Here is a 21838-nt window from a genome sequence, read left to right as displayed (position 1 = left end):
CCCGGCCCGGTACCCCTACGCCGGGCCGGGAACCGGACCCCCGGCGCGGGGGTGGGGGCGCGGGTCATCCCCGCCGCGCCCCCACTTGCTCCGCTACTGCCGGCAGCGCTTCCCGCTGTTGACGCACTTCACCAGCTGGTTCATCAACCGTTGCGACATGACGTTCGCGAAGTCGTCGTGGTCGGAGCGGGGATTGTGCTTCTCCTGCGCGAACGCGTCGACCGCGTACTGTCCGGCGGCCTGCACCTCCGGCGGGATGTTGTAGACGAGCGTGATCCGCAGCTGCGGCACGTTCTTGAAGCCGCGCGGGCATTTCCCGTTGCGGTCGGAGAACACGATATGCGTCCGGTGGTTCGCGCTGTCGGTGTTCTTCCCGTCCCAGCAGTTCGGGAACGAGTGGATCCGCGTGACCTTGCTGCCCCGCGGGCAGATCGGGTACAGCTCGGTGAGCCGGTCTTCGAAACCGGTGCAGGTCCAGCTCGGCCGCGCGTTGGCCGGGCCGTTGGTGCTCTGCTTGGCGTCGCCGTAGAGCACGCGCAGGAACTTCGGCATCGCGACGACCCGGCGGGCGCCGCCGCTGGTGAAGGTCAGGTCGACCTTCTCGGCACGCTGGATTTCGCCTTCGTTGTTACCGATCTCGTTGTTGTCATCGACGCCGGGCAGGTCGGCGGCGTTGCCGTCGGACTTCTTCTTCTCGGCGTCGCCCGCGGCGTTGACGTTGCTGTTGTCGCCGCCGTTGTCGAGGCCGCCCTCGCCGTTCTGCTTCACCGCGCAACCGGCGAGCTGCTCCTCGTTCTTCGCGACCGGCCTGCCCGCCTGTCGCATGGTGTCGCCGATCTGCTTGATCGACGGCTTCCGCTTGTTCTTCAGCTCGTCGAGTACCTGGGCGGCTTGTTTTCCTTGCGCCAGCTGGTTGTTCGCGTTCTCGGACTCCTGGTCGAGTTTGTCGAGGTTCTCGTCGACCGCGGGCATGGCCTGGTCGGGGACCTCTTCCAGTTCACTGGCGACGTCGGGGCAATCGACCTGGGCGCCGGCCTCGTCCTTGGCCGCGTTCGCGCGGTCGGCGGCGAGTTTCTCCTCGTTCGCCGCTTCGTTTTCTTCCTCTTCTTCGGTGTTGATCCGGATGACCGGCCAGAAGTAGGCCGACTTGTCCCCGTTCTTGCACGTGGTGCCCGCGCGCAGCAGGCTCTTGTTGTTCGAGTCCGCGTTGGTCGACAGGTTCCCGACGTAGTCGTGCAGATGCTCGGCTCCATTGCGGACACCGGGCTGCGCGATGAAGTTGTCGCCGTTGAAGTGGCCGTTCTCGTTGCGGCCGCAGTCCACGGTGAACGTCCCTCGTGCGCCTCGTTTCGCGAGGTCGAGGTTGACGTTGTTGCCGCGAGGGACCTTCGTGATGTCGATGAAGAAGGATTTGTCCGCGCCGTCGGCCCTGGCGGCGTCGGGGGTTCCGGTCGTGTTGAGCACGACGATCCCGCCGACGGCGAGGGCGAGGGCGGTGGCGCCCGTGGCGACCTTGGTGCGGCGCGCCATGCGATGGCGGCCGGCGGTTCTTTGGTTACGGGGCATGAACTTGTTCACCTCGTTCGGTGTCGTTGCGCGGAGCCCGGGGGATGCGGCGCCGGCTGCACCGGCGTCACTGACTCCGCGTTGGCTGAAACGGCCCCGACCGACAGCCGGTTCAAAACGCGACCTCGCCGTTATGCTTTCGTTACCTTGCGGCGGTGGTGATAGGCGAGTCCCAGAACGATGGTGATCGGTCCCCACAAGGCGAGCGGCGCGATGCAGATCGCGGCCAGCGTTTCCCAGGCCTCGTTGACGTAGGCGGCGTTTTCGGCGACGCCGAAGAGGGTCAGCCTCCGACCGTCACCGAGGGGGATCGAGCTGAAGAGCGCGGTGAGGATCAACCCGCCGACGACAGCGGGGACGACGGCCGCGAGAGGCCGGATCTGTTTGCCGCCGAGGACCGGGATCCACCGGGGCGCCACCTCACCCCAGCCCCGGACCAGACCGATGGCCAGGATCGCGAGCACCTCGGAAAGCACGCTCAGCGTGAGGACGTACGGGATGCTCAACCAGAGTTCCGGCATCGCGCGATCCTGGACCTGCCCCATTTCGAAATGCACCGCGAAGGGCAGCCGCCACAGGCACGAAGGCAGCAGGAGCCAGGGGAGCGCGTAGGCCAAGCGAGTCGCCCAACGGGGAACCGGCCGTTCCGTGTCGCTGACGGCCGGGGCGCGGTGGAGGATCTTCATGAAGTCGATCCTGTCGCCGTGCGGCACCGGAAAGATCACTCGCGCGGACAAGCGTCCTCCTTCCGGAGAGGGAGAAGGCCCGGCCTCGGGGCAGTCGAGGCCGGGCCGGTTTCCCACCGATCAGACGTCCACCTTGTCCTTGGGCTCCGCCTCGGTGGCGGTGGGACGGGCAGGCAGGAAACGCTTGATCAACGGGAAGAACAGGATCACCAGGATGATCACGTAGACCACGATCGCGAACGGCGTGTTGAACAATCCGGTCAGGCTGCCGTCGCTCAGTTGCAGCGCGCGCCGCATCTGCTGTTCGGCTGCCGGGCCGAGGATGACGCCGATGATCGCCGGCAGCACCGGCAACCCGTAGCGGCGCATCGCGAAGCCGATCAGGCCGATCACGAACATCACCAGCAGATCGAAGATGTCCGCGTTGACCGCGTACGCGCCGACGCTGGCGAAGAACAGGATGCCCGCGTAGAGGTACGGCCGCGGGATCCGCAGCAGCTTCGCCCACAGCGGCGCCAGCGGCAGGTTCAGCACCAGCAGCAGGGTCAGCCCGACGAACAGCGAGGCGATCAGGCCCCACACCAGCGACGACTCCCGCTCGAACAGCAGCGGTCCCGGCTGGATGCCGTACTGCTGGAACGCCGCCAGCATCACGGCCGCGACCGCGGTGGTCGGCAGACCGAGCGTCAGCATCGAGACCAGCGTTCCGGCGGCGGAGGCCGACGCCGTCGCCTCCGGGCCCGCGACGCCTTCGATGGCGCCCTTGCCGAACTCGTCCTTGTGCTTCGAGAGCCGCTTTTCCGTGACGTAGGAGAGGAAAGTCGGGATCTCGGCGCCACCGGCGGGCACCGCGCCGAACGGGAAGCCGATGACCGGACCGCGCAGCCACGGCTTCCACGTCCGCTTCAGGTCGGCACGCGAGAGCCACGGCCTGCCGACCGGGATCGGTTTGAACGCGTTGCGCCGCAGATGCGCGGCGACCCAGAGCGACTCGCCGACCGCGAACAGCGCGACCGCCACGATCACGACGTCGATCCCGTCCGCCAGATGCAGCGAGCCGAAGGTCAGCCGCGACTGCCCGGTCATCTCGTCCAGGCCGACCAGCCCGATGGTGAGCCCGATCAGCAGTGACGCCACACCGCGGATCCGGGAACTGCCGAGCACCGAGGTGACCGCGATGAACGCCAGCACCATGATCGCGAACAGATCCGGCGCGCCGATGTCGACGGCGTGCTTCGCGATGATCGGAGCCAGCACGACCAGCGCGATCGTGCCGAGGATGCCGCCGACGAAATGCCCGATCGCGGCCGCCGCAAGCGCTTGCGCGCCCCGGCCCTTGCGGGCCATGGGGTTTCCGTCGATCGCGGCGACCACCGCCGCGCTCTCGCCCGGCGTGTTCAGCAGGATCGACGTCGTCGAACCGCCGAACATCCCGCCGTAGTAGATGCCGGCGAACATGATGAACGCGCCGGTGGGCTCCAGCCCGTAGGTCACCGGAAGCAGCAGTGCCACCGCCATGGCCGGGCCGATCCCCGGCAGGACACCGATCGCGGTGCCCAGCAGTACCCCGATCGCCGCCATCGCGATATGGGTGGGGGTCAGCGCGGTGCCGAAGCCGTCGATGAGTTGCTGGAACATCAGAACACCTCCATCAACGGGCCACCGGGGAGCGGGACTCCGAGCAGGTTGTTGAAGATCAGGAAGGTCACGACGGACATGCCCGCCGCGATCAGCGGGTCACGCACCAGGTTGCGGCTGCCGAGCGCGTACGCCGCGCCCCAGAACAGGATCGCGCCCGAGATCGGGAATCCGACCAGGCCGATCAGCGCCGCGTTGGCGAGGAAGGCGCCGCACAGCAACAGCACCGTGCGCAGGTCGGCCGGCGCGGTCAGGTCGACGTCCTCGCCGCCTTCGGCCTCGCCCTTGCCGCCGCGCAGCACGTCGCGTGCCAGCAGCACGGCGACGAGCAGCAGCAGCGAGCCGACCAGGATCGGCACCGCCTTCGGGCCCACCGGCCCGCGCTGGGCGAAGTCGGTGGGAATGCTCAGCGCGTCGGTGAGCACCAGGACACCGAGCACCACGAGCCCGACGCTCACCCCGAGTTCGGAGCGCTCCTTCAGCCATGTGGTCGTCATGCCAGACCCAGCTCTTTCAGCACCGTTGCCACTCGAGTGTTCTCCTCTTTGAGAAACGAGCCGAACTGCTCGCCTGGCGCGAACGCGCCGGTCCATCCGTTGCGCTGCAGGGCTTCCTGCCACTGCGGCGTCTTCTGCAACCGCTCGAACAGGCTCACCAGCTTCGCGCGGTCCGATTCGGTGATGCCGGGCGGCGCGACGATGCCGCGCCAGTTGGTGAACTTGACGTCCACGCCGGACTCCGAAAGCGTCGGCGCGTCGATTCCGGGGATCCGGTTCGCGCTGGTCACCGCCAGCACCCGGAGCGTGCCCGCCGCGATCTGGTCGCGGTACTCGCCGACCCCCGAGACACCGAACGCGACCTTGCCGCCGAGGACCGAGGCGAGCAGTTCACCGCCGCCGTCGAACTGGACGTAGTTGACCGCCTTGGGCGCGAGCCCGACGGCCTTCGCCATCAGCATCGGCGCCAGGTGGTCCGGCCCGCCGGGCGACGAACCGCCGCCGACCTGCACCGCGCCGGGGTCCTTCTTCCAGGCCTCGATCAGCTGGCCGATGTTCTGGTACGGCGAGTCCTTGCCGACCACGACGATGTCCGACTCTTCGATCAGCTTCGCCACCGGTGTGGTGTCGAGCAGCGAAGACGGCGACTTGTTCGTGAACACGCTGCCGACGACGCCGAGACCCATCGACATGACGAGCTTGCCGTTGCCGCGTTCGGCCACCGTGCGGCCGAGGCCGACCGTGCCGCCGGCGCCGGGGAGGTTGAACACCTCCGCGTTGCCGAGCAGGTCGGCGTCCTCCATGGCCTTGGTCGCGGTCCGCGCCGTGATGTCGTAACCGCCGCCGGGCGCGTTGGGCACGAGTACCCGCAACGACCGGATCTGGGAGCCCTCGTCGGCCTCGCCGCCCGGGGTGAGCAACGGTGGCACCAGCAAGACGGCGACGAGCGCCGCCGCGATGGCCAACCAGTTACTGGGCTTCACTGTGATCCCCGCCTCTCTGCCGCGTGGTTGGACATGTTGCACTCGTGTAAACAGAGATGTCTCGCTTAGACGCCTAAGGTTTCTTTTGTTCTTTGTGGTCACGCGGAGGTGGCGATGGGTGCTCGGGGTTCCTTGGCCCGCCAGCTCCTCGTGTGGCAACTGGTAGTCGTCACCTGCCTACTGTGCGCGGTGGGCGTGCTGGCCGTCGTCCAGGCGGGGAACAACTTCCGCACGACCGAGGGACGCCGGGCACTTTCGGTCGCCGAGAGTGTCGCCGCGCAGGGTGTCGTGGGCGACCTCGAGAACGGTCCGTACGAGCTGAACGCGCCCGCGGAGACCGCGCGAAGCCTGTCCGGGGTCGATTTCGTCGTGATCGCGGGAGCGGACCGTTACGTGCTCGCGTCACCTGATCCGGGCCAGGTGCGGACGCTGCTCGACATCGGCGAGAGCACCGTCCTCTCTGGACGGTCTTGGGTCGGCGAGCTCGGCGGTTCGATCGTGGCGCATGTCCCGGTGCTCGACGAAAAGGGCGGCAAGGTGGTCCGCATGGTCGCGGCGGGCTCGAAGTCGCCGGGCTTCTTCGCCGGTGTGCTCGATTCGCCGGACAACGCCCTGCGGGTGCTGGGGGTCGCGCTGGTGATCGGGGTGAGCGGTTCGCTGCTGCTCGCGCGGCGCGTGAAGAACCAGACGCTCGGCCTGGAGCCGCACGAGATCACCGCGCTGGTCGAGAACCGGGAGGCGCTCCTGCACGGCATCAAGGAGGGCGTCGTCGGCCTGGATCCGCAGCACCGGATCACCCTGGTGAACGATCAGGCCCGCGAACTGCTGGCGCTCCCGGAGGACGCCGTCGGCCGGTCGGTCGAAGACCTCGACCTCAACGAGCGGATCCGCGACCTGCTCACCGGCCGCGCGACCGGTGCCGACCAGATCGTGTTGCGGCAAGGGAAGGTGCTGACGCTGAACCGAATGCCGATCGACGTGCGAGGAGCCGTCGTCACCCTGCGGGACCGCACCGATCTGATGACCCTGCGGGACGAACTCGACGCCAGCAGGCACGCGACCGACACGTTGCGGGCGCAGGCGCACGAGTTCAGCAACCGGCTGCACACCATCTCCGGGCTGCTGGAACTCGGGGAATACGAAGAGGTTCGCGGCTACGTCAGCCGGATCAGCTCGGCGCAGGGGGAGTGGCGCGCGGAGGTCGGCTCCCGGGTCGGCGACCCGGCGGTGGCGGCGCTGCTGATCGCGAAGGCGTCGCTCGCCGCGGAACGCGGGGTCGGGCTGCGGATGGCCCCGGACAGCGAACTCGACCGCGTCGAGGACGCCCTTTCCACGGATTTGGTGACAGTGCTGGGAAATCTCGTCGACAACGCCCTGGACGCGCTGGGCGGGGAACAGGGCTGGATCGAGGTCGGGGTGTGGCAGGAGGAGGACGAAGTGCGCGTGGAGGTCCGTGACTCCGGGCCGGGGGTCGCCCCGGAGATCGCGGAGGAAGTGTTCGAGCACGGCTTCACCACCAAGGCCGCCGCGCACGGCCAGCGCGGCCTCGGGCTCGCGCTGATCCGGCAGGCGTGCGTGCGGCGGGGCGGCTCGGTCGAGGTGCACAACTCCGGCGGCGCGGTGTTCACGGCGAGGCTGCCGCGATGATCAAGGTGCTCGTCGTCGACGACGATTTCATGGTCGCGAAAGTCCACAGTGGATACGTCACGCGCACGGAGGGGTTCGCCGTGGTCGGGGTCGCGCACACCGGTGCCGACGCGCTCCGCCTGGCACGGGAACTGAAACCGGATCTGGTGCTGCTGGACGTCTACCTTCCCGATCTCGACGGGCTTTCGGTGTTGCGGGAACTGCGCGCGACCGAGGACGTCGACGTCATCCTCATCACCGCCGCGACCGACGTGGAAACCGTGCGGCAGGCGATGCGGGGCGGTGTCCTGCACTATCTGATCAAGCCGTTCGAGTACGCGTCGCTGCGCGATCAGCTCACCCATTTCGCGTCGCTGCACCAGCGGCTGGACCGGCTGGACGAGGCCGGTCAGGCCGATGTCGACCAGGTCTTCGGCGCGCGGCCGAGCGCGAAACCCGTGCTGCCCAAGGGACTCACCGTCCAGACCGCGAGGCTGGTGGAGACCGCGCTGCGGGGCGCGTCCGGCGGGATGTCCGCGAGCGAATGCGCCGAGGCGACCGGCGTCGCGCGGGTGAGCGCGCGCCGGTACCTGGAGCATTTCGTGGCGACCGGGAAGGCCGAAGTGACCCTCAAGTACGGCGGGACGGGACGCCCCGAACGGCGCTACCTCTGGTCCTGACGCATTTCGTCCTCTAAATGCGAGTCGTCAGCAGCCTCGCCCGGCGCTGATGTGTCGCGAAAGCCACTTTCGGGACATCAGACGTCGCGAAAGTGGCTTTCGCGACGCTTCCGCGGGCGGCGGGCTCGCGTGTGCGCCGGTCACGACTCACCGGACCGACGCACCGCCCTCCCGCATTTCGTCCTCTAAATGCGGGACGTGAGGAGGTCGTTGAGGGTGCCGTAGTCCACGGAATCCTCGAGACGCGAGTACGTGCCGGTTGAGAAGAGTTCCCGGGCGCTTTCCCGCACGACGGCGTACGCGGCCTGGCTGATACCGGAGCCGACGCTCACCCGAGCGACTCCGAGCCCAGCCAATTCCTTGACACTTGGCGCGCCAGGGTGGGCCATCACGTTCACCGGCGCGTCGATGCCCTCGACGAGCGCGGCGATCACGGCGGGGTCGGTGGCGCCGGGAACGAAGATCCCGTCCGCGCCCGCCGCGATGTACGCGGCCGCGCGCTCCAGCGTCTCCGGCACCCCGCCCAGCCCGCGGAGGAAGGTGTCGATCCGGGCGTTGACGAAGACCTCGTCGCTCGCCGCGCGGGCCGCCGCGATCCGCGGGACGACCTCTTCGGGTGGTCGCGGGCCGTCCTCGATGTTGATGCCGGCCGCGCCCGCTGCGACCACCGCGGCGACGGTCTCGGTGACGCCGCCGGGTGTGTCCGCGTAGCCGCCTTCGATGTCCGCGGTCACCGGAACCGTTGTCACGCGGGCGATCCTGGCGATCAGGTCCACCGCGAGTTCGCGTCCGAGGCGGTCACCGTCGGGGGCGCCGAGGCTCCACGCCACCCCGGCACTGGTGGTGGCGATCGCCGCGGCGCCCGCGTCCTCGACGAGCCGGGCGCTCGCGACGTCCCACGCGTTGGCGAGCACCAGCGGGTCGGACGGGATGTGCAGGGAACGGAACAGCCGGGCGGTTTCGCTTGTCATGGCGTCAGTCCAGCAGCTATGCGACATCCTGGTCTGGCGGATTCGCGACATCGACGTCGGCGCGGAGCCCGGCGATCAGCCGCGCGAGACCGTATTCGAAGGAGGCGGCCGGGTCCTCGTCGTGGTCGCCCTCGGCGTGCTGTTGTTCGTCGATCGCGCAGCCGAGCGTGTACCGGCTGATCGCGAGGATCGCGTGCGTCGCGTCCTCTTCGGTGAAACCCGCTCGTAGCAACGGTTTGATCAGCGGCGTCATCGCCGATCGGTCGGTCGGGCGGGAGCCGGCGTGCAGGCGTGCGCCGTCCCGGTAGGACAACAGCGTGCAGCGGATGGTGCGGGCGCGCCGGGCCAGCCACTCGCCCCAGTCGTCCATCGCCGAGGGATCGTCGAGCGGGGCGAGCCGGTCGTCCAGCATGGTTTCGGCCATCTGGTCGAGCAACGCCTGCTTGCTCTCGAAATGCGTGTAGAGCGCGGGACCGCGCACGCCGAGCTTCTCCCCGAGCTTGCGCAGGCTCAATCCGTCCAGCCCGACCTCGTCGAGGAGTTCCAGCGCGGCTCGGACGTACCCGTCCCGTCTCACGACCATGCGCACACCTTCGCCGGTCCGTATCGGAGTTGACAACTCGACCGTATCTTATCACCGTTAAGATCTTAACGGTGATAAGATAGGCAGGTAGGATGATCGGAAGGTCAGATGAGGAGCGGGTGACCCCGGCGTTGTGGGGAATGGCCGCGATCCTCACCCTCGGCGGGTTCCTCTCGATGTTCACGTCGACCGTCGTCACCGTCGCGCTCGGCACGATCGCGGCCGGATTTCGTGCACCGCTCGATACCGCCCAGTGGACGGCGTCCGGCTATCTGCTCGCGCTCGCCGCGATGGTGCCGGTCAGCGGCTGGGCGAGCCGCCGCTTCGGGACGACGCGGCTGTGGCTGGTGTGCGTCGGTCTGTTCGCGGTCTTCTCCGCGCTCTGCGCGACGGCGGGTTCGATCGAAACGCTGATCGCCTTCCGCGTTCTGCAAGGCGCCGCGGGTGGACTGCTGGTCCCGGCGGGACAGATCCTGTTCGCGACGGCGGTGGGGCCGAAGCGGCTCGGCCGGATGATGGCCGTGCTGAGCATCCCCATCTACCTCGCGCCCGTGCTCGGCACCCTGGCGGGCAGCGTGCTCGCCGAGCGGTTCGGCGTGCCGTGGCTGTTCCTGGTGAACGTGCCGCTCGCGCTGCTCTGCCTGCTTTTGGGCCGGAAACGGCTGCCGCGGGAAAGTCCCGTCGACAGCCGTCCGCTGGATCGGCGCGGACTGGTGCTCACCGCGACCGGGCTGCCGCTGCTCGTGTACGGCCTCGCCGAAGCCGCTCCGATCGCGGCGGCCGCCGGTGCGCTCCTGCTCGCCGTCTTCGTGGTCACCGCGCTGAGGTCTCCGGCACCGTTGCTGGAACTGCGGCTGTTCCGGGACCGGAGGTTCTCCTCGGCCGCCGCCGTCATCTTCGGAATGGGGATCGCGCTGTTCGGCGCGATGATCGTCCTGCCGCTGTACTACCTCGAAGTCCGGCAAGAAAGCCTCGTCGCCACCGGATTCCTGACCGCGCCGCTGGCACTCGGCACGGTGCTGGCGCTTCCGCTCGCGGGCAGGCTGACCGACCGGATCGGGGGCGCGCGGGTGATCTTCGCCGGGTTGATCGTCACGGTCACCGGGACGGTGCCGCTCGCGCTGCTCACCGGATCCGACAGCTATTGGTGGCTCTCGGCCGTGCAGGTCCTCCGCGGCTGCGGCATCGGGCTGACCACGACCCCGGCACTGGCCACCGGGCTGGTGTCGGTGCCCAAAGAGCGAATTTCCCACGCGATGCCGCTCTTCGCCATGCTGCAACGGATCGGCGGCTCCTTCGGCACCTCGATTCTCACCGTGCTCGCCGCTCCGGGGACCGTGGCGGCCATCGCGCACGCCCACTGGTGGATCGCCGGGATCACCGCGATCGTGCTGATCCCGGCGTGGCTCCTCGTGCGCGCCGAAGCGTCCACAAAGGACTGACCGGAGCCGGTGGGTTTGTTCCCGTCCGATACGCCCCGAAGGTTCCGAGTGGCATTCGGGACAGCGGGTGGACAACGCCGTAGGCTCAGGTGAATGAGCACGGCATCCACCTCGGAGCATCCGATGGTCGAAACCCGGCACCAGACCCAGCTGCTCACCCTGCTGCGGGATGAAGGACCGATGTCCCGGGTCGAACTGGGGGAGCGGCTGGAGCTGCCGCGCGCCCGGGTGGGGGCCGAGGTCGCGCGGCTGGCCGAGGTCGGCCTCGTCGAGACCGCCGGACCGTCGGCGAGCCGTGGCGGCAGGCGGTCCACGCTGGTGCGGCTCGCGGGAGACCTGCGGGTGCTGTCGGTGGACGTCGGCGCGACGTCGGTCGGGGTCGCGCTCACCGACGCTTCGTGCGAGGTGCTGGTGCACACCGTCGAGGACTGTGACGTCCGGCAGGGGCCGCACGCCGTGCTGAAACGCGTGGTCGCGCTGGCGGAGAAGATCCGCGAAGAGGCGCCGGGCAAGCTGATCGCCGCCGGGATCGGCCTTCCCGGCCCGGTGAGTTTCGCCGAGGGTATGGCGGTCGCGCCGCCGATAATGCCCGGCTGGGACCGGTTCTCCGTGCGCGACCATCTCGGCGGGTTGCTGCGCTGCCCGGTCACGGTCGACAACGACGTGAACTCGATGGCGCTCGGGGAGCGGCACGCCGGGGTCGCGCGCTCCATCGACGACCTGGTGTTCGTCAAGATCGGTACCGGTATCGGCTGCGGGATCGTGCTGGGCGGCAAGGTGTATCGCGGCGTCGCCGGCACGGCGGGCGACATCGGGCACATCCGCCTCGACGACTACGGGCCGACCTGCGCCTGTGGTGAGACGGGCTGTCTCGAGGCGTACTTCGGCGGCGCCGCGCTGGCCCGCGACGGGCTGACGCTGGCGCGAAGCGGCCGCTCGACGTACCTCGCCGACGTCGTCGCGGCCCGCGGCGCGATCACCGCGCAGGACGTCGGCCGCGCGGCGGCGTCGGGCGATTTCGGCGCGGTCAACCTGATCCGCGACGGCGGGCGGCGGCTCGGGCAGGTCGTCGCCTCACTGGTGAGTTTCGTGAACCCGGGCATGGTCGTGATCGGCGGCGGCGTGGCGCAGCTCGGACATCAGCTGCTCGCCGAGATCCGCAGCTCGGTCTACCGGCGGTCGCTGCCGCTCGCGACCGGGAACCTGCCGATCGTGCTGTCCGAACTGGGCGACACCGCGGGCGTCATCGGGGCCGCCTGGTCCGCCACGGACCGGGCCTTCACGCTGAGCAGCTGACCCACCCGGCCCGACCCCTCGCGGCACGTTGGGCACTCACCTGATTCCGATTAGTAACGTCAAGATCGTGCAGACTTTCGCTTGAAAAGTACAAAAGTCTGCACCGAACCGGACGGCTATTCGGGTGACGGAGGGCTTTAGTCGACATTTCTGTCCTGTTGTCACCTTGACGGGTGACGGGCGCCACCCTACTTTCGCTGGCTAAGTAACAAAGTTTGTTACGGCCGATTCGTAAGTGAGGCGTCGTCAGATGAGGCAGTGTGGCCGCGACTGAACCCGGGCAGCTCGACCCGGTCAGCCCACGCACCGCGAACCTCGCCGCGCTCCTGCGGGCGTTGCGCGCGGGGCCGCTCTCGCGCACCCAGCTCGCGGCGCGCTGCGGACTCACCAAGGCGGCCGTCTCCGGGTTGATCACCGAGCTGTCCGAACGCGGTCTCGTCCGCTCGGCCGGACTCCAGGGCGGCGGCAACGGCAGGCCCAGCCAGCTGGTCGAGCTGAACGGCGCCAGCGCCTGCGGGCTCGCGCTCAGTGTCGAGGCCGACCGCTTCGCCGCCGTCGTCACGAATCTCGACGGCCGAGTCGTCGCCGAACGCACCGAAACCGCCGACGTCGCCGCGCTCGGGCTGCACCGGAGCATGGACGAACTCGCCTTCCTCGCCCGGACCGTGCTGCTCGACGACCAGCCGGTCGGGGTCACCGTCTCGGTGCCAGGCCTGGTCGATTCGGCCGCCGCCGTGCTGCGGTTCGCGCCGACCCTGCGCTGGCGCGACGCCGAGATCGCCGACCTCCTCGCCGCCCGGCTCGGGCTGCCCGCGGACGCCATCGCCGTCGACAACGAGGCCAACCTCGGCGCGATCGGCGAGGCCGTCGCCGGAGCGGGCCAAGGCGTGCGGGAGCTCTTCTACCTCAGCGGCGGCACGGGCGTCGGCGGCGGACTCGTGTCCGGCGGCGCGATCCTGCGCGGTGCCAGGGGTTTCGCGGGCGAGGTCGGGCACATCACCGTCGACCCGTCCGGCGAGCAGTGCCAGTGCGGCCGGGTCGGCTGCCTGGAGACCAAGGCCGGGCTCAACGCGGTCCTGCGCGGCGCGGCTTCGCCCGGCGACCCGCTGCACGATCCCGCCCTGGGCGTCGACGGCCGGGTCGGGCTGCTCAAGCACCGTGTGCAGCGCGGTGACCAGCGCGCGGTCGTCGCGGTCTCGGAACTCGGGGTCGCGCTCGGCATCGCGGTGTCCACTGTGGTCGATGTACTCGACCCGGACGTCGTCGTGCTCGGTGGCTACTTCGCCGAACTGGGGGAATGGCTGGTCGAGCCGGTGCGCCGCGAGCTGTCCGCGCGTCCGCTCGGCCACGAGCCGACCTGCCGCGTCGAGCCGTCCCCGCTGGGCACCACCGCCCCGCTGCGCGGCGCCGCGCATCTCGCCACCGAACGGCTTTTCGCCGACCCGACATTAGTTCCTTTCGAGACCGAGGAGGCTCCGGCATGACCCTGCTCTCCGTCCGGGGGATCGTGAAGACCTTCCCGGGGGTGCGTGCGCTCGACGGGGTTGACTTCGACGTCGAACCCGGCGAGGTGCACTGTCTCCTCGGCCAGAACGGCGCGGGCAAGTCCACGCTGATCAAAACGCTCGCCGGCGCGCATCGCCCCGACGGCGGCGAGATCTTCTGGCAGGGCGAACCGGTCACGCTGCCCTCGCCGGTCGCCGCGCTGAAGATCGGCATCGCGACCATGTACCAGGAACTCGACCTGGTGCCCGGGCTTTCCGTGGCGGACAACATCTTCCTCGGCCGCGAGCGCGCGTCGTTCGGGTTCACGCGGATCAGCGAGTCCCGCGCGATGGCCGCGAAACTCATGGCCAGGCTCGGTCACCCCGAGATCGCGCCGTCGACCGAGGTCGGCAAGCTCTCCGCCGCGGGCCAGCAGCTGGTCTCGATGGCGCGGGCGCTCGCGTACGACGCGAAGCTGCTGGTGATGGACGAGCCCACAGCGGCCTTGGCGGGGGAAGAGGTCGACAACCTGTTCCGCATCGTCGGCGAGCTGACCGCCGAAGGTGTCGCGATCATCTACATCTCCCACCGGCTCGAAGAACTCCGCCGGATCGGCCACCGCGTCACCGTGCTCAAGGACGGCAAAACCGTCTCCACCGGCCTCGACGCCAAGGAGACGCCGACCTCCGACCTCGTCGCGCTGATGGCGGGCCGCAAGGTCGAAACCGTGTTCGGCCCGCGCCACCAGGAGCACGTCGACCCGGACCGCGAGGTCCTCAAGGTGGAGAACCTGACCACCGTCGGCGAATTCGAGAACGTGAACTTCACCGTGCACGCCGGCGAGGTCGTCGGGATCGCGGGCCTCGTCGGCTCGGGACGCAGCGAGCTGCTGGAGACGATCTTCGGCGCGCGCAAGCAGGACACCGGCACGGTGTCGGTCGACGGCGAACCGGTCCGGCCCGGCAGCGTGTCCGCGGCGGTCAAGGCCGGGATCGGGCTGGCGCCGGAGGAACGCAAGAGCCAGGGCCTGCTGCTGGACCTGCCCGTCGTGCACAACGTGACCCTGGCGAGCCTGAGCAAATACGCGACGTTCGGGTTCACCGAGCGGGGCAGGGAACTCGACGACGCCGGGGAAAGCCTGCGGCGCCTCGATCTCCGGCCCGCCGACCCGCACCGCATCATCCGCACGCTGTCCGGCGGCAACCAGCAGAAGGCGGTGCTCGCCCGCTGGCTGGTCCGGGGCTGCCGGGTCCTGCTGCTGGACGAGCCGACGCGCGGGGTCGACGTCGGCGCGCGGGCGGAGCTGTACCGGTTGATCGAGGAACTGGCCGCGACCGGGGTCGCGATCGTGCTCGTCAGCAGCGAGATCCCCGAAGTGCTCGGACTGTCCGACCGGGTGCTGGTGCTGCGTGAAGGACGTGTCCTGGCTGAAAAGCCGTCTGCGGAGCTGACAGAGGCGGATGTGCTCGACGTGATTCTCGAGGGGAGTGCGGCGTGACCGACCAAGCCGAATCGGTGCGTACGGGACCCGCCGTGGAACCTGTACGACCCAAGGAAAAGCGAAAGTTCTCGATCGACACCCGGCTGCTCGGGCTGGGCGGGGTGCTGGTGATCCTGTGCATCGTCGGGCAGGTGACCAGGCCCGACCAGTTCTTCACCGACGGCAACATCTCCACGATCCTGCGGCTCGCCGCGGCGATCGGGGTGGTCAGCGTCGGGATGACGTTCGTGATCATCGCCGGCGGCATCGACCTCTCGGTCGGGTCGATCGTGGCGCTCTCCAGCGTCTGGCTGACCACGTTGGCCACCCAGTCCTACGGCCCGTTCGTGATGATCCTTTGTGGACTCCTGGTGGGCCTCGGCTGCGGTCTGATCAACGGGATCCTGGTGTCCTACGGGAAGATCGTGCCGTTCATCGCCACACTGGCGATGTACGTCTCGGCCCGCGGGCTCGCGGAACGCATCAGCGGCCGCCGCACGCAGGTGGTGTCGGAGGCGGGGTTCCTCGACTTCTTCCGCGGTGACCTGCTCGGCATCCCGGTGCTGATCTGGATGTTCGCGCTGGTGTTCGTGGTCGGCTGGGTGCTGCTGAACCGCACCACGTTCGGCCGCCGCACCTTCGCCGTCGGCGGCAACGCCGAGGCGTCGCGGCTGGCCGGTATCAACGTCAAGCGGCACACCGCGCTCGTCTACGGCGTCGCGGGCCTGTGCTGCGGTATCGCGGCGCTGATGGTCGTCGCCCGCACCACCGCGGGAGCCTCGACCAACGGCATGCTCTACGAACTCGACGCCATCGCGGCGGTCGTCATCGGCGGCACGCTGCTCACCGGTGGCCGCGGTTCGCTCATCGGCACCCTGATCGGCGTGCTGATCTTCACCGTGCTGTCCAACATCTTCACGCTCAACAACCTGGACACCGACATCCAGAACATCGCCAAGGGCGTGATCATCGTCCTGGCCGCGCTACTGCAGTTCCGCTCCGTGAAAAAGACAAAGACGAGTACTTAGCGGGGTCGTGAGTGGCGTTTCGGGTTAGAACCCGAAACGCCACTCACGACCACCTGGACCACCGCCGTCACCGTGGATGGAGAGTCGTCATGACCGAACAATCCCTGCACCGCCGCCGCTTCCTGCTGGGAGGCGCGGCCGTCGGAGCGGGCGCGCTGCTGACCGCGTGCACCTCGAACGAGGCACCGGCGCAGAACAACGCGGCCAACGTGGCCAACGCCGGGGCCAACTCGCAGCCCGGAACGCCCGTCACCATCGGGTTCTCGGCGCCTGCCGCGGACCACGGCTGGATGGCGGCCATCACCAAGAACGCCCGCGCGCAGGCGCAGAAGTTCAGTGAGGTCACGCTCAACGCGACCGAGGGCACCAACGACGTCAACCAGCAGATCTCCCAGGTGGAGACCTTGATCAACGCCAAGGTCAACGTCCTGGTGATCCTGCCGTTCGACGGCAAGGCGCTGACCGCGGTCGGCCAGCAGGCGATGGACGCCGGGATCCAGGTGATCAACCTGGACCGCGTCTTCGACACCCCGCTCGCGTACCGCACCTGGATCGGTGGCGACAACTACCGCATGGGCGTCAACGCCGGGAACTACATCGCCCAGCAGATGAAGGCGAAGAACATCGCCAGCCCGGTGATCGGCGAGGTCGCGGGGATCGACTCGCTGCCGCTGACCCAGGAACGCAGCAAGGGTTTCAAGGACGCCTTGGCGCGTCAGGGTTTCCAGGTGGGACCGCGTGTCTCGGCGCAGTTCACGCCGGAGTCGGGCGAGCAGCAGACCTCGAACCTGCTGCAGTCGGCGTCCAAATTGGACGCTCTCTGGAACCACGACGACGACCAGGGTGTCGGCGTCATCGCGGCGATCAACAACGCCAACCGCAAGGACTTCCTGATGGTCGGCGGCGCGGGTTCGAAGAACGCGATGAACCTGATCAAGTCCGATGCTGAGCCGCTGAAGGCGACCGTGCTCTACAGCCCGTCGATGGCGTCCACGGCGATTTCGCTCGCGCGCCTGCTCGGCCAGGGCAAGGGGGCGGGCGACTTCGCCGAGCACGAGATCCCCGCCGAGATCACCACGTACTCCGCGGTGGTCACCAAGGAGAACGTCGACAAGTACATGGACGTCGGCTTCGACTCGTAAACCCGCGTACCCGACACAAGCACGCGCATCTAGGAGGGGCATGAGCACGGCAAAGGAAACGATCGGGATCGGCATGGTGGGCCACGCGTTCATGGGTGCGGTGCATTCGCACGCGTGGCGCAGTGTGCACCGGTTCTTCGCGCCACCACTGATCCCGAGACTCGCCGTGCTCGGCGGCCGCGACGAGGTGCGGGCGAAGACCGCGGCCGAACGGTTCGGCTGGGAGGACGTCGAGACGGACTGGCGTGCGCTGATCGCCCGCGACGACGTCGACCTGGTCGACATCTGCACGCCGGGCGACAGCCACGCCGAGATCGCGATCGCCGCGCTCGAGGCCGGGAAACACGTGCTGTGCGAGAAGCCGTTGGCCAACACTCTCGCCGAGGCCGAAGCGATGGCCGAGGCGGCGGCGAAGGCGCGGGCCAACGGCGTCCGGTCGATGGTGGCGTTCAACTACCGCCGGGTGCCCGCGCTCGCGCACGCCAGGAAACTGGTCGCGAGCGGGGCGCTCGGCGAGATCCGCCACGTGCGGTCGGTGTATTTGCAGGACTGGCTGTCCGACGCGCAGGCGCCGATGACCTGGCGGCTGCACAAGGACAAGGCGGGCTCGGGCGCGCTGGGCGACCTCGGCGCGCACATCGTCGACGCGGCCCAGTTCGTCACCGGCGAGACGATCACCGGGGTTTCCGCGCTGACCAACACCTTCGTCAAGGAGCGGCCGGACGGTGATGGCGGCACCGGCCAGGTCACCGTCGACGACACCGCGCTGTTCCTCGGCCGGTTCACCGGCGGTGCGGTGGCGAGTTTCGAGGCGACCCGGTTCGCGCTGGGCCGCAAGAACGCGATGCGGCTGGAGATCAACGGTTCGAAGGCGAGCCTCGCGTTCGACTTCGAGTCGATGAACGAACTGTCCTTTTTCGACGGTGGCCAGCCCGCCACCGAGGCTGGGTTCCGCCGGATCCTGGTCACCGAACCCGAGCATCCGTACGTCGGGGTGTGGTGGCCGCCGGGGCATCTCCTCGGCTACGAGCACACCTTCACCAACGAGGTCGCCGATCTGCTCACCGCGATCGGCGACGGCACGGATCCCGAACCGTCCTTCGAGGACGGGTTGAGGGTTCAGCAGGTCTTGGCCGCGGTCGAGCGCAGCGCGTCCGACGACGCGCGATGGATCGCTGTGCCCGCCGTCACCACGAAGGGGAGTAACTGAGCGAGAGATCCAGCCGAAAGTCGCATGACGACTATCACTGCGACTTGGTTCGATCCGAAACATCCGACCATCGGAGGTTGGTGTTCTCGGGCTGGGAAAGGTGGAGGAAATGCCTGCTCACGAGCGTACGGGCGTCTGGTTGATCGGGGCGAGGGGGTCGGTGGCCACCACGGCCGCCGTCGGGCTCCTCGCGCTGCGCGCTGGGGTGACCGGCGGTGGCGGCTGCGTCACCGAGCTGCCCGCGTTCGCCCGGGTTCCGTTGCCGGGCTGGGACGATCTGGTCCTCGGCGGGCACGACATCGCGCATACGCCGCTGGAGAAGCGGGCCGAGCAGCTGGCGCACGCCGGCGTGTTCGGGCACGCGGTGTTCGCCGCGGTCCGGTCCGGGCTGGCCGAAGTGGACGCCGAGATCCGCGACGGTTACCACCCGGCGGCGCACACCGGTGCCCAGGCCGACGCGGCCGCCCGGCTGACGGCGGACATCCGGGCTTTCGCCGACCGGCACGACCTCGCGCGGGTCGTGGTGGTCAACGTGTCCTCCACCGAGGCCCCGTGCCCCCACCTGCCCGAACACGACGACCTCGACGCGTTGGAAGCGGCTTTGGTGGATCCGGCACGGGCGGTGCTCCCGCCGAGCTCCCTGTCGGCTTACGCGGCGCTGAAGGCTGGAAGCCCGTACGTCGAGTTCACGCCGTCCGCCGGGGTCACCCTGCCCGCGCTGCGGCAGCTCGCTGAACGGGAAGGCCTGCCGTACGCGGGTTGCGACGGCAAGACCGGCGAGACGCTGCTGCGCACGGTCCTCGCGCCGATGTTCAGCGCGCGGGCGTTGAAGGTCCGCTCCTGGGCGGGCACCAACCTGCTGGGCGGCGGCGACGGTGAGACCCTCGCCGACCCGGTGACCGCGAACAGCAAGCTGGAATCCAAGGCCCGCGGGCTCGCGGCGCTGCTCGGCGAGGACGTCACCGCGCCGCTGCACATCGACAACGTGCCCGACCTCGGCGAGATCAAGACCGCGTGGGACCACGTGTCGTTCGAGGGTTTCCTCGGCGCGCGTATGAGCCTGCAGTTCACCTGGACCGGCTACGACTCCGCGCTCGCGGCGCCGTTGATCCTCGACCTCGCGAGGCTGGTGACCGCTGCGCACGCCGGTGGCCAGAGTGGTGCGCTGACCGAGCTCGGCTTCTTCTTCAAGGATCCGCTGGGCAGCGACGAACACCGGTTCGCCGAGCAGACCGCCCGCCTGATCGCCTGGGCGGGAACCCTGTGAAGGCTTACGTGGAGCTCGTGCGGGCGCCAGCCGCGTTGACGGTGCTCGGCGACACGGTCGCCGGATCCGCCGCGGCGGGGCTCAAGATGACCGGGCGACGGCTGCTGCTGCCGTTGTCCTCGGTCGCCTTCTACTGGGCCGGGATGGCCCTCAACGACTGGGCGGACCGGAAGCTCGACGCCGTGGAGCGTCCCGAGCGGCCGATCCCGTCCGGGCGGGTGAGTGCCGGCGCGGCGCTCACCACCGGGGCCGCGCTGACCGCTGCCGGGCTCGGCCTGGCGGCGCTCGGCGGCGGTCGCCGGTCGATGCGGGTCGCGGTCCCGCTCGCGGCGGCGGTGTGGGCCTACGACACCGTGCTCAAACCGACGCCGGCCGGGCCGGTGGCGATGGCGGCCTGCCGCACGCTCGACGTCCTGCTGGGCGCTGGTGACTCGCCGAAGAAGGCGGCCACCGCCGCGGCGGCCGTCGGCGTCCACACGCTCGGCGTCACGGCGTTGTCCACCGGGGAAGTGCACGGCGCGAACCCGGCGACCGCCCGGGCGGCACTGGCCACCAGCTGCGCGGCGACAACGTTGGCATTGACCGGACCGGCACGTGGGGGCTGGCATCGCGCGGCCTCGATGGCGGCCGGTTCGGGCTACGCGGGCCTGGTCGGAAGGGCGCAGGCGGACGCCGTCCGCGACCCGTCGGCGAAGTCCGTGCGCTCGGCGACGAAATCCGGCATCCACGGCATGGTCCCGCTGCAGGCGGCGGTCACGGCCAAGGGCTCGGTACTGGGGGCGGCGCTGGTCGCCGCCGCACTCCCGATCGCCCGCAAGCTGTCGAGGAAGGTGAGCCCCACATGACGTTTTCCCTCGGATACGGCACCAACGGCTTTTCCAACCACCGCCTCGACGACGCGCTCGCGGTGATCGCCGACCTCGGCTACACCGGGGTGGCGCTGACGCTGGACCACGACCATCTCGACCCGTTCGCCGACGATCTGGCGCGGCAGGTCGACCACGTGGCCTCGCGGCTTTCGGCGCTCGGCCTGAACCGCGTCGTGATCGAGACGGGCGCGCGGTACCTGCTCGACCCGTGGCGCAAGCACTCGCCGACGCTGCTTTCGGACGATCCCGCGTTGCGGATCGACTTCCTGGCACGGGCCTTGCGCATCGCCGGGGATCTCGGCGCGGATTGCGTCTCGTTCTGGTCCGGAGTGTCCACTGTAGACAATGATCTTGCCTGGTCCAGGTTGCGTGACGGCGTCGCGGCGGTCCTGGAACACGCCGCGCGGCTGAACGTGCGGCTGGCGATGGAACCCGAGCCCGGCCACCTCGTGCAGCATCTGGGCCAGGTCCTGGACCTGCGCAAGGAACTCGGCGAGCCGGAGCTGTTCGGGGTCACGCTCGACGTCGGGCACTGCGTCGCGGTCGAGCCGGTCAACGCGGCCGAATGTGTCCGCCTCGCCGGTCCGCTGCTGTGGAACGTGCAACTCGACGACATGCTGCCGAGGGTCCACGAACACCTGGAGTTCGGCGACGGACATCTGGATCTGCCGGGGACGCTCGCCGCACTGGCGGAGATCGGCTACACCGGGCTGGCCGCGGTCGAACTGCCCCGGCACAGCCACGCCGCGCCGGACACCGCGCGCCGGGCGTTCGAGGCGCTGACCGCCGCGATGCCGCAGACGTGGTCGGCCAAGGCGGAACGCCGGATCCGGGAGAAGCCGTCGGTGATCGGCTCGCTCTTCCCGGCCGTCGGCCGTGAGGTCGGCCGCGAGGCGCTGCGCCCGGACACCGACCCGCGGGGGCTCATCCACGGCACCGTCGACGACCGGGCGCGGGTCCGGCTCGTGAAGGTGCTGGCCGACGTCCTCGACGACGCCGCGCTGGCCACGGAACTGCACGATCTCTACCGCTACGGCGACGACGCCGAGCGGCGCGGGGTCCTGCGGGCGCTCAACGCGCTGGAGTTCCCGGGCGCCGAGGTCACCGACACCGGCATCAGGCTGGTCGAAGACGCCTTGCGCGCCAACGACATCAGGCTGGTCGCGGCCGCGATGGGGGCTTTCGCCCGGTTCCTGGACGACCACACGTGGCGCCACGGCGTCCTCAAATGCGTCTTCGTCGGGGTGCCGCTGGCCGCCGTCGCGGACCTCACTTCCCGCGCGGACGACGAGCTTCGAAGAATGCTCGCCGATTTCGCCGACGAACGCAGGGCGGCCGGACGTGACGTTCCCGCCGACGCCCTCTCATTGCTCAAGGAAGGCCGCTGAC

General features: G+C 69.4%; 19 protein-coding genes. 12 read left to right on the top strand and 7 right to left on the bottom strand.

What is annotated here, in order from left to right:
• Positions 1-93: 93 nt before the first annotated feature.
• The 5 genes from NQK81_RS16000 to NQK81_RS15980 all read right to left on the bottom strand — a co-directional run bounded on the left by NQK81_RS16000 (position 94) and on the right by NQK81_RS15980 (position 5352).
• Entirely contained in the window at positions 94-1530 is a 1437-nt protein-coding gene (locus NQK81_RS16000; RefSeq protein WP_371878900.1) for a DUF1996 domain-containing protein, read from the bottom strand.
• 167 nt (positions 1531-1697) lie between these two features.
• The gene (locus NQK81_RS15995; RefSeq protein ID WP_257488840.1) at positions 1698-2303 is read right to left on the bottom strand and encodes a hypothetical protein; all 606 of its coding nucleotides are present in this window, start codon (positions 2301-2303) and stop codon (positions 1698-1700) included.
• A gap of 69 nt (positions 2304-2372) precedes the next feature.
• Complete coding sequence (locus NQK81_RS15990) at positions 2373-3890, bottom strand: tripartite tricarboxylate transporter permease (RefSeq protein ID WP_126733958.1); 1518 nt, start codon at positions 3888-3890, stop codon at positions 2373-2375.
• Positions 3890-4387, bottom strand: a complete 498-nt coding sequence (locus tag NQK81_RS15985; protein WP_126733957.1) for a tripartite tricarboxylate transporter TctB family protein — start codon at positions 4385-4387, stop codon at positions 3890-3892. Before NQK81_RS15985 ends, NQK81_RS15990 begins: the two co-directional genes overlap by 1 nt.
• Positions 4384-5352, bottom strand: coding sequence for a Bug family tripartite tricarboxylate transporter substrate binding protein (locus NQK81_RS15980; RefSeq protein ID WP_257489767.1), 969 nt, complete (start codon positions 5350-5352; stop codon positions 4384-4386). The genes NQK81_RS15985 and NQK81_RS15980 overlap by 4 nt, the downstream gene beginning before the upstream one ends.
• 132 nt (positions 5353-5484) lie before the next feature.
• Between NQK81_RS15980 and NQK81_RS15975 the strand changes: the two genes are divergently transcribed.
• Positions 5485-7017 (top strand): sensor histidine kinase, encoded by a 1533-nt coding sequence (locus tag NQK81_RS15975; protein WP_257488839.1) that lies wholly within the window; start codon positions 5485-5487, stop codon positions 7015-7017.
• Positions 7014-7676 carry a response regulator gene (locus tag NQK81_RS15970; RefSeq protein WP_126733955.1) on the top strand — a complete coding sequence of 221 codons (663 nt, stop codon included), beginning with the start codon at positions 7014-7016 and terminating at the stop codon, positions 7674-7676. Before NQK81_RS15975 ends, NQK81_RS15970 begins: the two co-directional genes overlap by 4 nt.
• A gap of 185 nt (positions 7677-7861) precedes the next feature.
• Here NQK81_RS15970 and NQK81_RS15965 read toward each other — a convergent pair whose 3' ends face one another.
• Entirely contained in the window at positions 7862-8647 is a 786-nt protein-coding gene (locus tag NQK81_RS15965; RefSeq protein ID WP_257488838.1) for an isocitrate lyase/PEP mutase family protein, read from the bottom strand.
• A 16-nt stretch (positions 8648-8663) separates the two neighbouring features.
• On the bottom strand, positions 8664-9230 hold the full coding sequence (locus tag NQK81_RS15960; protein WP_257488837.1) for a TetR/AcrR family transcriptional regulator C-terminal domain-containing protein: 567 nt from the start codon (positions 9228-9230) through the stop codon (positions 8664-8666).
• A gap of 92 nt (positions 9231-9322) precedes the next feature.
• On the opposite strand from NQK81_RS15960, the gene NQK81_RS15955 reads away from it, so the two are divergent.
• From NQK81_RS15955 to NQK81_RS15910, 10 genes are all read left to right on the top strand, one after another.
• Positions 9323-10672, top strand: coding sequence for a DHA2 family efflux MFS transporter permease subunit (locus NQK81_RS15955; RefSeq protein WP_257488836.1), 1350 nt, complete (start codon positions 9323-9325; stop codon positions 10670-10672).
• Between the two features lie 93 nt (positions 10673-10765).
• Positions 10766-11968, top strand: a complete 1203-nt coding sequence (locus tag NQK81_RS15950) for an ROK family transcriptional regulator (RefSeq protein ID WP_007034224.1) — start codon at positions 10766-10768, stop codon at positions 11966-11968.
• Positions 11969-12228: 260 nt separating this feature from the next.
• Positions 12229-13452 (top strand): ROK family transcriptional regulator, encoded by a 1224-nt coding sequence (locus tag NQK81_RS15945; RefSeq protein ID WP_257488835.1) that lies wholly within the window; start codon positions 12229-12231, stop codon positions 13450-13452.
• Positions 13449-14951 (top strand): sugar ABC transporter ATP-binding protein, encoded by a 1503-nt coding sequence (locus NQK81_RS15940; RefSeq protein ID WP_257488834.1) that lies wholly within the window; start codon positions 13449-13451, stop codon positions 14949-14951. Before NQK81_RS15945 ends, NQK81_RS15940 begins: the two co-directional genes overlap by 4 nt.
• A gap of 35 nt (positions 14952-14986) precedes the next feature.
• On the top strand, positions 14987-15961 hold the full coding sequence (locus tag NQK81_RS15935; protein WP_257488833.1) for an ABC transporter permease: 975 nt from the start codon (positions 14987-14989) through the stop codon (positions 15959-15961).
• Between the two features lie 89 nt (positions 15962-16050).
• The gene (locus tag NQK81_RS15930; RefSeq protein WP_126733950.1) at positions 16051-17103 is read left to right on the top strand and encodes a substrate-binding domain-containing protein; all 1053 of its coding nucleotides are present in this window, start codon (positions 16051-16053) and stop codon (positions 17101-17103) included.
• A gap of 40 nt (positions 17104-17143) precedes the next feature.
• Positions 17144-18313, top strand: a complete 1170-nt coding sequence (locus NQK81_RS15925) for a Gfo/Idh/MocA family protein (protein ID WP_257488832.1) — start codon at positions 17144-17146, stop codon at positions 18311-18313.
• 109 nt (positions 18314-18422) lie between these two features.
• A complete protein-coding gene (locus tag NQK81_RS15920) occupies positions 18423-19580 on the top strand; it encodes an inositol-3-phosphate synthase (RefSeq protein WP_257488831.1) in 1158 nt (385 codons plus the stop codon).
• Positions 19577-20425 carry an SCO3242 family prenyltransferase gene (locus tag NQK81_RS15915; RefSeq protein ID WP_192746325.1) on the top strand — a complete coding sequence of 283 codons (849 nt, stop codon included), beginning with the start codon at positions 19577-19579 and terminating at the stop codon, positions 20423-20425. The genes NQK81_RS15920 and NQK81_RS15915 overlap by 4 nt, the downstream gene beginning before the upstream one ends.
• A complete protein-coding gene (locus tag NQK81_RS15910) occupies positions 20422-21837 on the top strand; it encodes an EboA domain-containing protein (protein WP_257488830.1) in 1416 nt (471 codons plus the stop codon). The genes NQK81_RS15915 and NQK81_RS15910 overlap by 4 nt, the downstream gene beginning before the upstream one ends.
• Position 21838: the final 1 nt, after the last annotated feature.

It is taken from the genome of Amycolatopsis roodepoortensis (assembly GCF_024628825.1).
Classification (GTDB): domain Bacteria; phylum Actinomycetota; class Actinomycetes; order Mycobacteriales; family Pseudonocardiaceae; genus Amycolatopsis; species Amycolatopsis roodepoortensis.
Note: the sequence above shows the minus strand (reverse complement) of the source record. Positions and strands in the feature narration are given on the sequence as shown.

Excerpts from the sequence above, each read along its gene's own strand:
- NQK81_RS16000 (WP_371878900.1), bottom strand. The coding sequence starts at position 1,530 with ATGGCGCGCCGCACCAAGGTCGCCACGGGCGCCACCGCCCTCGCCCTC.
- NQK81_RS15990 (WP_126733958.1), bottom strand. The coding sequence starts at position 3,890 with ATGTTCCAGCAACTCATCGACGGCTTCGGCACCGCGCTGACCCCCACC.
- NQK81_RS15985 (WP_126733957.1), bottom strand. The coding sequence starts at position 4,387 with ATGACGACCACATGGCTGAAGGAGCGCTCCGAACTCGGGGTGAGCGTC.
- NQK81_RS15975 (WP_257488839.1), top strand. The coding sequence starts at position 5,485 with ATGGGTGCTCGGGGTTCCTTGGCCCGCCAGCTCCTCGTGTGGCAACTG.
- NQK81_RS15970 (WP_126733955.1), top strand. The coding sequence starts at position 7,014 with ATGATCAAGGTGCTCGTCGTCGACGACGATTTCATGGTCGCGAAAGTC.
- NQK81_RS15965 (WP_257488838.1), bottom strand. The coding sequence starts at position 8,647 with ATGACAAGCGAAACCGCCCGGCTGTTCCGTTCCCTGCACATCCCGTCC.
- NQK81_RS15960 (WP_257488837.1), bottom strand. The coding sequence starts at position 9,230 with ATGGTCGTGAGACGGGACGGGTACGTCCGAGCCGCGCTGGAACTCCTC.
- NQK81_RS15955 (WP_257488836.1), top strand. The coding sequence starts at position 9,323 with ATGATCGGAAGGTCAGATGAGGAGCGGGTGACCCCGGCGTTGTGGGGA.
- NQK81_RS15950 (WP_007034224.1), top strand. The coding sequence starts at position 10,766 with ATGAGCACGGCATCCACCTCGGAGCATCCGATGGTCGAAACCCGGCAC.
- NQK81_RS15940 (WP_257488834.1), top strand. The coding sequence starts at position 13,449 with ATGACCCTGCTCTCCGTCCGGGGGATCGTGAAGACCTTCCCGGGGGTG.
- NQK81_RS15930 (WP_126733950.1), top strand. The coding sequence starts at position 16,051 with ATGACCGAACAATCCCTGCACCGCCGCCGCTTCCTGCTGGGAGGCGCG.
- NQK81_RS15925 (WP_257488832.1), top strand. The coding sequence starts at position 17,144 with ATGAGCACGGCAAAGGAAACGATCGGGATCGGCATGGTGGGCCACGCG.
- NQK81_RS15920 (WP_257488831.1), top strand. The coding sequence starts at position 18,423 with ATGCCTGCTCACGAGCGTACGGGCGTCTGGTTGATCGGGGCGAGGGGG.
- NQK81_RS15910 (WP_257488830.1), top strand. The coding sequence starts at position 20,422 with ATGACGTTTTCCCTCGGATACGGCACCAACGGCTTTTCCAACCACCGC.